Origin of the sequence: Ferrovibrio terrae (genome assembly GCF_943372915.1) — a bacterium.
Taxonomy (GTDB): Bacteria; Pseudomonadota; Alphaproteobacteria; order Ferrovibrionales; family Ferrovibrionaceae; genus Ferrovibrio; species Ferrovibrio terrae_A.
Genome location: NZ_CALSAN010000029.1, coordinates 17,598 through 31,175, shown reverse-complemented (window position 1 = coordinate 31,175; position 13,578 = coordinate 17,598). Strand labels below are relative to the sequence as shown.

General features: G+C 64.4%; 14 protein-coding genes. 12 read left to right on the top strand and 2 right to left on the bottom strand.

What is annotated here, in order from left to right:
* Window positions 1-153 precede the first annotated feature (153 nt).
* From tpiA to AAG821_RS17425, 10 genes are all read left to right on the top strand, one after another.
* A complete protein-coding gene (gene tpiA / locus AAG821_RS17470) occupies window positions 154-909 on the top strand; it encodes a triose-phosphate isomerase (RefSeq protein WP_341910725.1) in 756 nt (251 codons plus the stop codon).
* Between the two features lie 3 nt (window positions 910-912).
* A complete protein-coding gene (locus tag AAG821_RS17465; RefSeq protein ID WP_341910723.1) occupies window positions 913-1,947 on the top strand; it encodes a lysine-2,3-aminomutase-like protein in 1,035 nt (344 codons plus the stop codon).
* Between the two features lie 111 nt (window positions 1,948-2,058).
* On the top strand, window positions 2,059-2,376 hold the full coding sequence (gene secG / locus AAG821_RS17460) for a preprotein translocase subunit SecG (RefSeq protein WP_341910721.1): 318 nt from the start codon (window positions 2,059-2,061) through the stop codon (window positions 2,374-2,376).
* A 120-nt stretch (window positions 2,377-2,496) separates the two neighbouring features.
* Window positions 2,497-4,128 (top strand): CTP synthase, encoded by a 1,632-nt coding sequence (locus AAG821_RS17455; RefSeq protein WP_341910719.1) that lies wholly within the window; start codon window positions 2,497-2,499, stop codon window positions 4,126-4,128.
* Between the two features lie 84 nt (window positions 4,129-4,212).
* The gene (kdsA, locus tag AAG821_RS17450) at window positions 4,213-5,058 is read left to right on the top strand and encodes a 3-deoxy-8-phosphooctulonate synthase (RefSeq protein WP_341910717.1); all 846 of its coding nucleotides are present in this window, start codon (window positions 4,213-4,215) and stop codon (window positions 5,056-5,058) included.
* A gap of 250 nt (window positions 5,059-5,308) precedes the next feature.
* Window positions 5,309-6,589 carry a phosphopyruvate hydratase gene (gene eno / locus AAG821_RS17445; protein ID WP_341910716.1) on the top strand — a complete coding sequence of 427 codons (1,281 nt, stop codon included), beginning with the start codon at window positions 5,309-5,311 and terminating at the stop codon, window positions 6,587-6,589.
* A gap of 17 nt (window positions 6,590-6,606) precedes the next feature.
* On the top strand, window positions 6,607-6,945 hold the full coding sequence (locus tag AAG821_RS17440) for a hypothetical protein (protein WP_341910714.1): 339 nt from the start codon (window positions 6,607-6,609) through the stop codon (window positions 6,943-6,945).
* Between the two features lie 22 nt (window positions 6,946-6,967).
* The gene (locus AAG821_RS17435) at window positions 6,968-7,654 is read left to right on the top strand and encodes a class I SAM-dependent methyltransferase (RefSeq protein WP_341910712.1); all 687 of its coding nucleotides are present in this window, start codon (window positions 6,968-6,970) and stop codon (window positions 7,652-7,654) included.
* A 14-nt stretch (window positions 7,655-7,668) separates the two neighbouring features.
* Window positions 7,669-9,207: an MBOAT family protein gene (locus tag AAG821_RS17430; RefSeq protein ID WP_341910710.1), complete on the top strand. Its 1,539-nt coding sequence runs from the start codon at window positions 7,669-7,671 to the stop codon at window positions 9,205-9,207.
* Between the two features lie 6 nt (window positions 9,208-9,213).
* Window positions 9,214-10,176, top strand: coding sequence for a hypothetical protein (locus tag AAG821_RS17425; RefSeq protein WP_341910709.1), 963 nt, complete (start codon window positions 9,214-9,216; stop codon window positions 10,174-10,176).
* A 78-nt stretch (window positions 10,177-10,254) separates the two neighbouring features.
* Here AAG821_RS17425 and AAG821_RS17420 read toward each other — a convergent pair whose 3' ends face one another.
* Both AAG821_RS17420 and AAG821_RS17415 read right to left on the bottom strand, forming a co-directional pair.
* A complete protein-coding gene (locus tag AAG821_RS17420) occupies window positions 10,255-10,890 on the bottom strand; it encodes a hypothetical protein (RefSeq protein WP_341910707.1) in 636 nt (211 codons plus the stop codon).
* Between the two features lie 44 nt (window positions 10,891-10,934).
* Window positions 10,935-11,921, bottom strand: a complete 987-nt coding sequence (locus AAG821_RS17415) for a glutathionylspermidine synthase family protein (RefSeq protein ID WP_341910705.1) — start codon at window positions 11,919-11,921, stop codon at window positions 10,935-10,937.
* Between the two features lie 146 nt (window positions 11,922-12,067).
* Between AAG821_RS17415 and AAG821_RS17410 the strand changes: the two genes are divergently transcribed.
* Window positions 12,068-12,379: a septum formation initiator family protein gene (locus AAG821_RS17410; RefSeq protein ID WP_341910703.1), complete on the top strand. Its 312-nt coding sequence runs from the start codon at window positions 12,068-12,070 to the stop codon at window positions 12,377-12,379.
* Window positions 12,380-12,542: 163 nt separating this feature from the next.
* Complete coding sequence (pdhA, locus tag AAG821_RS17405; protein ID WP_341910702.1) at window positions 12,543-13,556, top strand: pyruvate dehydrogenase (acetyl-transferring) E1 component subunit alpha; 1,014 nt, start codon at window positions 12,543-12,545, stop codon at window positions 13,554-13,556.
* The last annotated feature ends 22 nt before the right edge of the window (window positions 13,557-13,578 follow it).

Sequence of the window (13,578 nt, the reverse complement as noted above, 5' to 3'; positions counted from 1 at the left end):
AAACAAAGGCTCAGCCCACCTTGCGCAGGCGGGCCGGAACGGGCCGGCATACTAAGGCCGGGGGCAGGGGGCGGCAAGGCGCCGGCTTTGCCTTTCCGGGCGGAACTTGCTACGACAGGCCCGGTTTTTAGCCCATTCGCACGAGGTTTTGACATGGCGGCGCGACGGCCCCTGATTGTCGGCAACTGGAAAATGAACGGCCTGGCGGTGAGCCTGGCCGAAGCCACCGCCCTGGCCGGCAAGACCATGGCGCAGATGCCGGCTGCCGAACTGGGCCTCTGCCCGCCGGCAACCCTGGTGGCGGCAATGGCCGCTGCGCTCAAGGGCACCGGTATCGGCGTCGGTGGCCAGGACTGCCATGCCAAGGCCGCTGGCGCCCATACCGGCGATATCAGCGCCGAGATGCTGAAGGATGCCGGCGCGACCTATGTGCTGGCCGGCCATTCCGAACGCCGCACCGATCATGGCGAGACCGATAGCGTGGTGCGTGCCAAGGCACAGGCCGCCCATCGCGCCGGGCTGGTGGCGATTGTCTGTGTCGGCGAGACGCTGGCGCAACGCGATGCCGGCGAAACGCTGAAAGTGGTGTCGGCCCAGTTGCGCGGCTCGCTGCCCGACGATGCGACGGCGGCCAACACCGTGATCGCCTATGAACCGGTCTGGGCCATCGGCACCGGCCGCACGCCGACCGAAGACCAGGTGGCCGAGGTGCATGCCGCCATGCGGCAGGAGCTAAAGGCGCGCTTCAACGATGGCGAGGGTATGCGGCTGCTTTATGGCGGCTCGGTGAAGCCCGACAATGCCAAGACGCTGATGGCGGTGGCCGATGTGGATGGCGCGCTGGTCGGCGGCGCCAGCCTGAAGGCGAATGACTTCTGGCCGATCATCGAGGCGAAAGGCTTCAAATAAGCCATGGGTGCGGCGGAACGCGATAAGGACGGCTCAATTGCGGCACTGAAGCAGGTCGCCGCGCAGTTTGCCGTCGCCGTCACGCCGCATGTTCAGTCTTTAATCGACCCCGCGGATGCAAAAGACCCCATCGCCCGCCAGTTCCTGCCCGATGCGGCAGAGCTGGTGACGCTGCCGCACGAACGCCAAGACCCGATTGGCGATACCGCGCATAGCCCGGTGGCCGGCATCGTGCATCGTTACCCGGACCGCGCGCTGCTGAAGCTGGTCAATGTCTGCCCGGTCTACTGCCGCTTCTGCTTCCGCCGCGAGATGGTGGGGCCAAGTAGCATAAAGAATGGCTCAAAAGGCCTCAGCGCCGAGCAGCTCGATGCGGCGATCGACTATATCGCGCAGCATCCGGCGATCTGGGAGGTGATCCTCACCGGCGGCGATCCGCTGATCGTGTCGCCGCGCCGCCTGAAAGAGGTCATGACGCGCCTCAATGCCATTCCGCATCTTGGCGTCATCCGCATCCATTCCCGCGTACCGGTGGTCGATCCGGCGCGCATCAATGATGAACTCGTCGCGGCCCTGCAGGGCAGCGAGAAAGCCGTGTGGCTGTTGCTGCATGCCAACCATGCGCGCGAATTCGTGCCGGAGTCTGTCGCGGCCATCCGCAAACTGGTGGAGGCCGGCGTGCCGATGCTGGGCCAGTCCGTGCTGCTCAAGGGCGTGAACGACAGCCCGGCCGCCCTGGCCGATCTGTTCAAGGCGATGGTGGCCAACCGCATCAAGCCGCATTACCTGCACCACGGCGATCTGGCGCGCGGCACCAGCCATTTCCGCGTCTCGCTGGCAGAGGGGCAGACTCTCATGCGCCGTCTGCGCGGCCATTATTCCGGCCTGCTGCAGCCGACCTACATCCTCGATATCCCCGGCGGCCATGGCAAAGTGCCGGTCGGCCCGGTCTATGCCGAACCGCAGGACGACGGCAGCTGGGCGGTCAGCGACCCCTGGGGCTGCAGCCACGATTACAGCGACCCAGCCGTCGATTAACCCCTTGGGGTGACAATAAAAACGCTAGCCCGTCCCCCTTGCCGCCGGCAGGGGCTTTCCCTATCTCCCGACAGGGTGTAAAAGCCCCCGGACTTACGGAGATTTAGACCCATGATGACCTTCCTTCTGGTGGTGCATATCCTGCTGGCGCTGGCGCTGATCGGCGTCATCCTGGTGCAGCGCTCGGAAGGCGGCGCGCTCGGCATGGGCGGCGGCGGTGGCGGCGGTTTCATGACCGCGCGCGGCTCGGCCAACCTGCTGACCCGCACCACGGCGATCCTGGCCACCCTGTTCATCGCCTCCAGCATCGTGCTGGCGATTCTCGCCGGCGGTCCGACCAAGTCGCGCTCGATTCTCGATTCGGGCGCGCCGGCCGGCACCACCGCACCGGCCGAGCCGGCCAAGCCGGCCGTTCCGCTGTCGCAGTAAGCTCGCCGCTGTCTCAGTAAACGACTGAACTGAAATAATCTTTTCGGGGTTTTGAAATCGCGCGAGTCGGCGCGAGCGAAGCCTTTTGTGTGTCGGATGGATAGGTTAAACAGGGCTCCCATGACGCGGTACATCTTCATCACCGGCGGCGTGGTCTCCTCGCTTGGAAAAGGTCTGGCTTCGGCGGCACTTGGCGCCCTGCTGCAGGCCCGTGGACACACCGTCCGCCTGCGCAAGCTCGACCCCTATATCAACGTCGATCCGGGCACCATGAGCCCGTATCAGCATGGCGAGGTCTTCGTCACCGACGATGGCGCCGAGACCGACCTGGATCTCGGCCATTATGAGCGCTTCACCGGTGTGCCCGGCCGCAAGACCGACAACATCACCACCGGCCGCATCTACCAGACCGTGATCGCCAAGGAGCGCCGCGGCGACTATCTGGGCGGCACCGTGCAGGTGATCCCGCATATCACCGATGCCATCAAGGATTTCATCGCCGACGACCGCGACGGCGTCGATTTCATGCTCGTCGAAGTCGGCGGCACCGTTGGCGATATCGAAAGCCTGCCCTTCCTCGAAGCCATCCGCCAGTTCGGCCTGGAAGCCGGGCGCGGCCAGGCGATCTATATCCATGTCACGCTGGTGCCCTTCATCGCCGCCTCCGGCGAGCTGAAGACCAAGCCGACGCAGCATTCGGTGAAGGAGCTGCGCTCCATCGGTATCCAGCCCGATATCCTGCTCTGCCGCGCCGACCGCGAGATCCCGCAGGGCGACCGCAAGAAGATGGCGCTGTTCTGCAACGTGCGCGAGGAAGCCGTCATTCCCGCGCTCGACGTCAACACCATCTATGCCGCGCCGCTCGCCTATCACGAGGCGGGGCTGGACGTGCAGGTGCTGAAAGCCTTCGGTCTCGATGCGGCCAAGGAACCCGATGTGTCGCGCTGGCAGAATGTGGTGCAGCGCGTGGTAGCGCCGGAAAACCGCGTCAAGATCGCCATCGTCGGCAAGTATACCGGCCTGAAGGATGCCTATAAGTCGCTGGCCGAAGCGCTGGCCCATGGCGGCATCGCCAACAACGCGCGCGTCGATATCGAATGGATCGAGTCCGAGATCTTCGAGAAGGACGAGACCGCCGTGCAGGCGCTGGACGGCGTGCATGCCATCCTGGTGCCGGGCGGTTTCGGCGAGCGCGGCTCGGAAGGCAAGATCCGCGCCGTCACCTTCGCGCGCGAACGCAACGTGCCGTATTTCGGCATCTGCTTCGGCATGCAGATGGCGGTGATTGAATATGCCCGCAGCAAGGCCGGCATTAAGAAAGCCAGCAGCACCGAATTCGGCCCGACCGACGAGCCGCTGGTCGGCATGATGACCGAGTGGATGCGCGGCAACGAGCTGGAGCAGCGCTCGGCCGCCGGCGACCTGGGCGGCACCATGCGGCTGGGTGCCTATGACGCGGCGCTGAAGCCCGGCAGCCGTGTGGCTGAATGCTACGGCAGCACCAAGATTTCCGAACGCCACCGCCATCGCTACGAGGTCAACACCAAGTATCGCGCGAAGCTGGAAGAGTGCGGCCTGGTGTTCTCCGGCATGTCGCCGGACGGCCTGCTGCCCGAGATCGTTGAGCTGCCGAACCATCCGTGGTTCATCGGCGTGCAGTATCACCCGGAACTGAAGTCGAAGCCGTTCGAGCCGCATCCGCTGTTCGCCAGCTTTGTGAAGGCGGCGCTGAAGCAGTCCAGGCTCGTTTAGGCGCGGTTGGCGTGATCTCCAAACTGTCATGCGCAGGCATGACGGCATGAAATACAATCGGGTCGAAGCATTGGAGCCCAAGCCATGAGCGACACCCCAGCCCCCATCCGTCACGTGAAGGTCGGCGATTTCGAGATCGGCAACGACCTGCCGCTCACCTTGATCGCCGGGCCCTGCGCCATGGAAAGCCGCGAGCATGCGCTCGACATGGCCGGCAGTTTGAAAGACCTGACCGAGAAGCTCGGCATCAACTTCGTCTACAAGTCGTCGTTTGATAAGGCCAACCGCACCTCGATCCGCAGCAACCGCGGCTTCGGCCTGGAGAATGCCATTCCGGTGTTCGACGAGATCCGCGACAGCCTCGGCCTGGCCGTCATCACCGATGTGCATACCGAGGAGCAGGCGCGCGAGGTCGCGCCGCATGTCGATATCCTGCAGATTCCGGCCTTCCTCTCGCGCCAGACCGACCTGCTGCTGGCGGCAGCAAGCACCGGCAAGCCAGTCAATGTGAAGAAGGGGCAATTCCTGGCGCCCTGGGACATGAAGAACATCGTCGAGAAATTCGACCATGCCGGAAACCCGAATGTGATGCTGTGCGAGCGCGGTGTCAGCTTCGGCTACAACACGCTGGTCAACGACATGCGCGCGCTGCCGATCATGGCCGAGACCGGCTGCCCCGTGGTGTTCGACGCGACGCATTCGGTGCAGCAGCCGGGCGGCAAGGGGACAAGCTCGGGCGGCGACCGCCGCTTCGTGCCGATCCTGGCGCGCGGCGCCGTGGCGATCGGCGTCGCCGCCGTGTTCATGGAAACCCACAAGGATCCGGACAGCGCGCCATCGGACGGTCCCAACATGGTGCCGTTTGCGCAGATGGAAGCCGTGCTGGAACAGCTGCTGGAATTCGACCACCTGGCGAAGCAGGGGCATTGAGCATCGGACCCTCAGATTCGTAGTCCGATGCTTTATCCGATGCTCCGGCCGTTACCCCGGGCTTGACCCAGGGTCCCATTTAAATGGGATGCCCGCTTTCGTGGGCATGACGAAAGTAGGGCGAAAAGTGGCCCTTTATCCCCATCTAGCCACCGCCCCACGGTCCCGCGCCCCTTGCCCGCAGGCCCCCGGCGGGCTATCCCTTTGGCCCATCTTTTCCGGCCTTATCCTGCCTTAGAGGACCCCCGATATGAGCGGCATCACCGACATCCTGGCGCGCGAAATTCTCGACAGCCGCGGCAATCCGACGGTGGAGGTGGATGTCGTATTGGAATCTGGCGCCATGGGCCGCGCCGCCGTGCCCTCGGGCGCCTCGACCGGCGCCCATGAGGCCGTCGAACTGCGCGACGGCGACAAGAAGCGCTACCTCGGCAAGGGCGTGCTCAAGGCGGTCGATGCCGTCAACACCGAGATCTTCGATGCGCTGTCGGGCTTCGAGGCCAGCGAGCAGCTGCGCATCGACCAGACCATGATCGCGCTGGATGGCACGCCCAACAAGGCGCGCCTGGGTGCCAACGCCATTCTCGGCGTGTCGATGGCTGTCGCCAAGGCGGCCGCCCAGGAAGCCGACCTGCCGCTGTACCGTTACGTGGGCGGGGCGGCGGCGCATGTGCTGCCGGTGCCGATGATGAACATCATCAATGGCGGCGCCCATGCCGACAATCCGATCGACGTGCAGGAATTCATGATCATGCCGGTGAGCGCCACGACGCTGGCCGATGCCGTGCGCATGGGCGCCGAGGTGTTCCATACGCTGAAGAAGAAGCTGAAGGATGCTGGCCACAACACCAATGTGGGCGACGAGGGCGGCTTCGCGCCGAACCTGCCGAGCACGCGCGGCGCGCTCGACTTCATCATGCAGGCCATCGAGGCGGCGGGCTACAAGGCCGGCAAGGACGTGATGATCGCGCTGGATGCCGCCAGCACCGAATTCTTCAAGGACGGCCAGTATCATCTGGATGGCGAGAACCTGAAGCTGTCGCCCAACGACATGGTGAAATACTGGGCCAAGCTGGTCGGCGATTATCCGATTGTCTCCATCGAAGACGGCATGGCCGAGGACGACTGGAAGGGCTGGAAGGAACTGACCGATGCCATCGGCGCCAAGTGCCAGCTGGTCGGCGACGATCTCTTCGTCACCAACCCCAAGCGCCTGGCCGATGGCATCAAGCAGGGCGTCGGCAACGCCATCCTGGTCAAGGTGAACCAGATCGGCACGCTGTCGGAGACGCTGGAAGCCGTGGAGCTGGCGCACAAGAACGGCTATCGCGCCGTGATGTCGCATCGCTCGGGCGAGACCGAGGACAGCACGATTGCCGATCTCGCGGTCGCCACCAACTGCGGCCAGATCAAGACCGGTTCGCTGGCCCGCTCGGACCGTATGGCCAAGTACAACCAGCTGATCCGCATCGAGCAGCAGCTCGACGTCGCGGCCAAGTATCCGGGCCTTGCCGCCCTGAAGGGCCGCTGAGCACAGAACAGACGATGATGAGCCGGGGGGTAATCATCATCGCACTCGCCGTCGCGCTGGCTCACGCCGGCGCGGCGGCGCAGTCTCTTTCCGTGGTCGGCAAATGGGCAGTGAGCCAGAGCCGCTGCGACACCGAGGCCATCGCCTTCGAGGCCGATGGCCATTTCAGTTCGACGCTGGACGACAAGGAACCGCGCGCCGGCCAGTACAGGCTCGGCCGCGACCGCATCATCCTGCTGGACGATGCCGAGCCGGATCGCGAACTGGCATTGATCGTGATCGACTACTCGCCGACACGGCTGGTCGCCTTCGACGAGACGATTGAGAGCGACCGCCGCTTGGTGAAGTGCCGGTGACGGTTGGCAAAGGGGTAGGGGAATGCGCGATCTGATCCGCCACTGGTTGATGACGGTGTTGCCGGTGAGTCGCCGCGTGCTGCTGCACCGCTATCCCTATATGCACAGCCCGGCGCAGCTGATGACGCTGCTTGCCACGCTGGATGAGGCGATTACCGCCGTGCCGGCTGGCGCGGTGGTCGAGGTCGGCTGTGCCGCCGGCCATACCACGGTGATGCTGGCGCGCCATCTGCGCGACCGTGGCCATCGCGGCCCCTACCTGGCATTCGATACCTTCGGTGGCTTCACTGCTGAGGACAAGGCATCAGAAGCCGCGTCGGGTCGCCCGGCTGAACGGCTGACCGGCTTCACCAAGAACAGCCGGCAATGGGTGGCCTGGACGCTGGCCCAGAACAAGACCGTCCCGGTGCAGCTGGTGCAGGCCGATGCAGGCCGTGCCGATTATGCCGAAATTCCCGGTGCGATTGCCTTTGTGCTGCTCGATGTCGATGTCGAGAGGCCGACCGCGCATACGCTGCGACAGCTGTGGCGGCGGCTGGCGCCCGGCGGTATCATCCTGCTGGACGACTGCCGGCTCAATGCCGATGGCAGTCCCGCGCTGTCGGGCAAGTTCGGCGGCGGCCATGCGGCCCTGCTCGACTGGGCCCGGGAAACCGGCGTTCCGTTCGACTATGCCGCAGGCAAATACGCCATCATCCGCAAGACCTGACCGCCACACCGGGCATGCTGTTCAACTCTTATGAGTTCCTGCTGTTCCTGCCAGTCACGCTGGCGGTGTTTGCCGTGCTGCGCCGTTTCGGCGCCACGGCGCCGGTAGTCTGGCTGGCACTGGCCTCACTGGCCTTCTACGGCCGCTGGCATCCGCAGTATCTGGTGTTGCTGCTGGTCTCGATCGGCTTCAACTATGGTATCGGCCTGTGGCTGTCGCGACCGCTGACCGCGGATACGCGTCGCCGCATCATGGTGCTGTCTGTCGTCGCTAATCTGGGCCTGCTGGCCTATTACAAATATGCCGCCTTTACGCTCGCTTCGCTGAATGCAGTCGCCGGCCTGGGGCTGCCGGTGCCGGAAATCGTGCTGCCGCTGGCGATCTCGTTCTTTACGTTCCAACAGATTGCCTATGTGGTCGATACCTGGCGCTCAGGGCATGGCGAGAAGAGTTTTGTCCGCTACCTGCTCTACGTCACCTTTTTCCCGCATCTGATCGCCGGCCCGCTGGTGCATCACGCCGAGATGATCCCGCAGTTCTATCGTGTGGGTCAGACCGCGGTGACGCGCTACGACATGGCGATGGGCATCACCCTGTTCGTACTCGGCCTGTCGAAGAAGGTACTGCTGGCTGACAATGTCGCGCGCTACGCCTCAATGGGCTTCGACGCCGTGGCGACGGGCGCAACGCTCAGCTTCTGGGAAGCCTGGGGCGCCACGCTCGCCTATACCTGCCAGATCTATTTCGATTTCTCCGGCTATTCCGACATGGCGGTGGGCCTGGGCCTGCTGTTTGGCATCCGCCTGCCGGTGAATTTCCTCTCGCCCTACAAGGCCACCAGCATTATCGATTTCTGGCGACGCTGGCATATCACGCTGTCACGCTTCCTGCGCGACTACCTCTATATCGCGCTTGGTGGCAACCGGCGCGGCCCGCTGCGGCGCCATGTTAACCTGTTCATCACCATGCTGCTCGGCGGCTTGTGGCATGGCGCAGGCTGGACCTTCGTGATCTGGGGTGGCCTGCATGGCCTATATCTGATTATCAATCATGGCTGGCGCAATCTGACCGGTGGCCGCTTGCGCGGCCCGGCCTGGCAGGTGCTGGCCTGGCTGCTGACCTTCCTCGGCGTGGTGATCGCCTGGGTATTCTTCCGTGCCGCCGATCTCGACGCGGCGCTGTCGGTGCTGCGTTCTATGCTGGGCCTGAACGGTGTAGCGCTGCCGCTGTCGCTGCAGCCTATGATACAGCGCCAGGGGCTCGATCCCGCCGCTTTCGGCATTGCCTTCACTGGCATGTTCCCCAATGGTGTGTTCGGTAATCCGCTGGTCGGCGGCGCCTGGGTCGGCGGACTGATCCTGCTGGCCATCAGTGCGCCCAACACCACCGAGATTCTGAATTACCGCATGGATGCCGCCGCGCCGCAGACGCTGAAGCGCGGCCTGCTGCACTGGCGCAACAGCCTGGCCTGGGCGACGGCGACCGGCTGCCTGTTCGCCATCTGCCTGGTCAGCCTGCGGCGGGTCAGCGAATTCATCTATTTCAATTTCTGAACTGCCATGGCCCAGATCGACATTCGCTATTTCGTCGCCATCGCGGTTTCCGCCGCGCTGACGGTCGGTGCCATCGTCGGGACTAACTATGCCGTCGATCCCTATGACCGCTTCGGCAACAACCGGATCGGGCATTACCTCGAGGATGACCGCTCCGCCAAGGTGAAGCAGATCCAGGCTTATCCGCATGACAGCTTGCTGCTGGGATCCAGCAAGGTGGGCTTCATCGACCCGGTGTCGGTCAGTCAGCAGCGGCGCTTCTACAATGCCGGCTTCCTCGGCGTGATGCCGGAGGAACTGCTCAGCTTCCTGCGCCACCATGGCGCCCGTGAAGACCTGGTGGTGATCGGGCTGGACCTCTTCATGTTCAACCTCAGCTTCACGCCGATGATCCGCGCCGACCGCTTTGCGGAACTGGCCGTCGACCAGGGCATTGCCTATCTGGCCAGCATAGACACGCTGAATGCCTCGCTCGACACGCTGATGCGACGACTGTCGGGCGAACCGGTCGGACTCGAGCGCAACGGCCAGCGCAATCCTTGGCGCATCCAGCAGGCCGATGCACCCTTCACAGCACCCACCCATGCCAAGATGATCGGCGAATTGCGCAGCAAACATTACGCCGATTTTGTCTATGCCGAAGAGCGTGTCGCGGTGTTGCGCCAGATGCGGGCTCTGCTGCTGGAACGCAGGCAGGCACATATCGTATTCCTCAACCCGATGAACCGCTCCGAGCTGGCGCTGCTGAAAGAGATTCCGGCCGGCGCCGGGCTGGAGCGGCTGCGGCGCGACATGAAGGCGGTGTTTCCGCAGGCAGTCGATCTCAGCGACGGCCCGTGGTCGGGCGATGCGGCCTATTTCAACAGCGACCCGTTCCATTATCGCCCGGAGACAGGGGTAGATTTCATGCGTCAGTTGCTGGCGCAATGCCCGGCCGATGGCGCACCGCCCGGCTGGCGCGGCTGCTAGGCTGGATATCGACACTGCTGGTCGCCTTCGACCAGACGATCGAATCCGACCGCCGTCTGGTGAAGTGCCGCTTAAGGCCTATTCCGAAACCGCCATCACCCTGGCCGGTTCATCCGCCGCCGGGCTGTAGGCCGGGGCGCGGAAGTGCGGCTTCACCCGGATGCCGGGATACTGGCTCAGCACGGCATGAGCCAGTGCATCGCTGCGGGTCAGGGTGGTGCAGCGCGCCGGACGGGCGATCACATCGCAATGCAGGTCGCCGATATAGCGCACCTCGCCGGGCTTCACGGTGAAGAAAGGCGCGCCGGGGGCGCCCATCGGCAGCAGGGTGTAGCGCGACTGCGCCACGGCGGTGGTGATCTGTCGCAGGTAATAGGTACCGGCGGGCACGCGGATCACATAGAGCGCCAGTTCGCCCGGCGGTTTGTCTTCAAAGATGCCGGTGCGGTCGGCACTGTCGACGATGAGCGGGCGCGGTACGGTCGGGCGGCTGGGCTGCTGGGCAGGCAGCAGATCCCAGGCCATCTGGAAATCGGGATAGCTGCGGCTGCCCGGGGTGATGATCGGGACGATGGATTTCAGGCCGATGACGACAATGGCATCGGGCGAGCCCTCGACGAACTGCGTCTCCGGCGATGCCACCCAGCTTTGCGCGCAGCCGGCCAGCAGTATGGCCAGCAGCGCCGTGGCGGCGAGTGTGCGAAACGGTCCCATGGGCTCAGTCCTAGCGCATCCAGCTTGGCGGCGGCAACCGGATTTCACGCGATCAGGTGCGGCACGAAGCGGCTGTCGCTGCCATGGCTTTGCCCCAGGCGGCTTTCCTGGATGCCCAGGCCGCAGGGGCGCGATGCCACGATCCAGAGGCTCAGTACCGGCGTGAAGCCGTCGAAGGCGGGCAGAGCATCGGCCGGCTGCAGGTTCTCATGGCCGGGGAAGGCCTGCCGCAGCAGCGGCAGCATGGCGTCATGCGCCAGCAGCAGTTTCCAGGCCGGCTCGATCAGGCGCATGCCCGAGGCACGGATCTGCGGTGCGATGGCGGCCTGCAGTAGCTGCTCCCAGGGAGACAGCTTGCACAGCACGGTGATCGGCTTCGCCTCCAGGTCGGTGAAGCGTTTGCCGTTCCAGCCGAGCTGCTCGATCGGCAGGAAGCCGGTCTCCAGTCCGGCCTGCATCGCGGTGCCGCGCAGATAGTCGCAGGCGCCGTGCGCGGCCTCATCTTCGCCGTCGCAGGCGAAATGCACGCGATGCCCCCAGAGGCCGAAACGCTTCCAGGCCTCGATCAGCATCTCGTCGATGCCGTTGAACTGGTCGCCGTGACGGCAATGGCTGTCGAACCACTCCCACTGCACCACGCTGGCGTCGTGTAATCCCACAGGGGCATCCGCGGCATAGGCCAGCAGCCGGGGCGCGCCATCGCCGTCCCAGGCCAGATCAAGGCGTCCGAGCAGGTTCTTGTCCTGACGGCGCCACGAGTCTTCAATCAGCGTGCAGGCCAGGTCGCCGAGGCCGAAGGCGGCATAATCGCCGGCCGCCACGATGCGCTCGACCAGCTCGAGGCACAGATCCTCCAGCCGCTGGGCCGCATCACCCAGGATGTCGATGTCGGCTGCGGAAAAGCTGTAGGCCGCGCCCTCGCGCCAGCGCGGGCGGCCATCGGCGTCGAGGAAGCGGAAGCCTTGGGCCTCGGCGCGATCCTGCCAGTCGGGGCAGGAGTCCATGGCAAGACGCTGCATGGCCGCGAGCATAGGTTGCGGCTCCGCTGCGGGAAAGGGGGGCTTGCTGCAGGGCTTCCGAGTCGCCGGCTAATCCTTTGACTCCCCTGTGAGAATCTTGAGACCGACTCGGAATTGGTTTGACCCTGCGACTCGGCTGTGATTCTCTACGAATCACCATGAGTGCTGTTCGCGAAATCCGCCGTCATTCCCTTGCTGCCGTCATTCCGGTGATCTGCTTCGCCGCCATCGGCTACTTCGCCTACCACGCGATGGAGGGCGAACACGGCATCAATGCCTATACGCGGCTCACCCTGCAGATCCAGGATACCAAGGCGGCGCTGGTCGAGGTGACCGGCGAACGCCGCACGCTGGAGCGCCGGGTCGGCCTGCTGCGCGCCGACGGCCTGGATGCCGACATGCTGGAAGAGCAGGGCAAGCGCGTGCTCGGCCTGCTGCGGCCGGGCGACCGGGTAATTCTCGGCCGCTGAACCGGGGCTTTCCGGCAATGGAATTTCGCCGATTAACCGATTTTCAGTTAATCGAGTAAAAATCCTTGTTTTAACTAAAGTTAGCCATAATCTTCCGCTCGCCAAGCGCCGCCAGCCGGTGTTAGCTGTTGGCAATGCCGTAAGGTCAGTCGGGAGGAAAACAATGGCGAAACCGGGCAAAGCCGCGGATACCGCGGCCAAGGGCGGCAAATTGCCGCCGGCCAAGGAACTGCTCCAGTATTACCGCGACATGCTGCTGATTCGCCGCTTCGAGGAGAAGGCCGGCCAGCTCTACGGCATGGGCCTGATCGGTGGTTTCTGCCACCTCTATATTGGCCAGGAAGCGGTGGTTGTCGGCCTGCAGGCCTGCGCCAAGCTCGGCGATGCCGTCATCACCTCCTACCGCGATCACGGCCATATGCTGGCCACCGGCATGGACTCCAAGGGCGTGATGGCCGAACTGACCGGCCGCATCGGCGGCTATTCGCGCGGCAAGGGCGGCTCGATGCATATGTTCAGCCGCGAGAAGCATTTCTATGGCGGCCACGGCATCGTCGGCGCCCAGGTGCCGCTCGGCACCGGTCTCGCCTTCGCGCAGAAGTACAACAAGACCGACAATGTGACCTTCTGCTATTTCGGCGACGGCTCGGCCAACCAGGGCCAAGTCTACGAGAGCTTCAATATGGCCGAGCTGTGGAAGCTGCCGGTCATCTATGTGATCGAGAACAACCAGTATGCCATGGGCACTTCGGTGGCCCGCGCCTCGGCGCAGCCGGCGCTGTACAAGCGCGGCGAGAGCTTTGGCATCGCCGGTCGCCAGGTCGACGGCATGAGCGTGGTTGCCGTGCGCGAGGCCGGCGAGGAAGCCGTGGCGCATTGCCGCGCCGGCAAGGGGCCGGTGATCCTCGAGATGATGACCTATCGCTATCGCGGCCATTCGATGTCCGACCCGGCGAAATACCGCAGCAAGGATGAAGTGACCAAGATGCGCGCCGAGCATGATCCGATCGATCAGGTGCGCGCGTTGCTGCTTGGCAACAAGATGGTGGATGAGGACGCACTCAAGGCCATCGACAAGGAGGTCAAGGACATCGTCCAGCAGGCCGCCGATTTCGCGCAGGAAAGTCCCGAGCCCGATGCGTCGGAGCTGTGGACCGACGTTTATGTTGAAGCCTGAGCGGGCCGGGAGGATTTAAGCG

What these genes read in the sequence shown, in the direction of transcription:
- eno (WP_341910716.1), top strand. Translation starts at nt 5,309, where the DNA reads ATGAGCGGCATCACCGACATCCTGGCGCGCGAAATTCTCGACAGCCGC.
- AAG821_RS17440 (WP_341910714.1), top strand. Translation starts at nt 6,607, where the DNA reads ATGAGCCGGGGGGTAATCATCATCGCACTCGCCGTCGCGCTGGCTCAC.
- AAG821_RS17425 (WP_341910709.1), top strand. Translation starts at nt 9,214, where the DNA reads ATGGCCCAGATCGACATTCGCTATTTCGTCGCCATCGCGGTTTCCGCC.
- secG (WP_341910721.1), top strand. Translation starts at nt 2,059, where the DNA reads ATGATGACCTTCCTTCTGGTGGTGCATATCCTGCTGGCGCTGGCGCTG.
- AAG821_RS17420 (WP_341910707.1), bottom strand. Translation starts at nt 10,890, where the DNA reads ATGGGACCGTTTCGCACACTCGCCGCCACGGCGCTGCTGGCCATACTG.
- AAG821_RS17410 (WP_341910703.1), top strand. Translation starts at nt 12,068, where the DNA reads ATGAGTGCTGTTCGCGAAATCCGCCGTCATTCCCTTGCTGCCGTCATT.
- AAG821_RS17455 (WP_341910719.1), top strand. Translation starts at nt 2,497, where the DNA reads ATGACGCGGTACATCTTCATCACCGGCGGCGTGGTCTCCTCGCTTGGA.
- tpiA (WP_341910725.1), top strand. Translation starts at nt 154, where the DNA reads ATGGCGGCGCGACGGCCCCTGATTGTCGGCAACTGGAAAATGAACGGC.
- AAG821_RS17430 (WP_341910710.1), top strand. Translation starts at nt 7,669, where the DNA reads ATGCTGTTCAACTCTTATGAGTTCCTGCTGTTCCTGCCAGTCACGCTG.
- AAG821_RS17435 (WP_341910712.1), top strand. Translation starts at nt 6,968, where the DNA reads ATGCGCGATCTGATCCGCCACTGGTTGATGACGGTGTTGCCGGTGAGT.
- AAG821_RS17415 (WP_341910705.1), bottom strand. Translation starts at nt 11,921, where the DNA reads ATGCTCGCGGCCATGCAGCGTCTTGCCATGGACTCCTGCCCCGACTGG.
- AAG821_RS17465 (WP_341910723.1), top strand. Translation starts at nt 913, where the DNA reads ATGGGTGCGGCGGAACGCGATAAGGACGGCTCAATTGCGGCACTGAAG.
- pdhA (WP_341910702.1), top strand. Translation starts at nt 12,543, where the DNA reads ATGGCGAAACCGGGCAAAGCCGCGGATACCGCGGCCAAGGGCGGCAAA.
- kdsA (WP_341910717.1), top strand. Translation starts at nt 4,213, where the DNA reads ATGAGCGACACCCCAGCCCCCATCCGTCACGTGAAGGTCGGCGATTTC.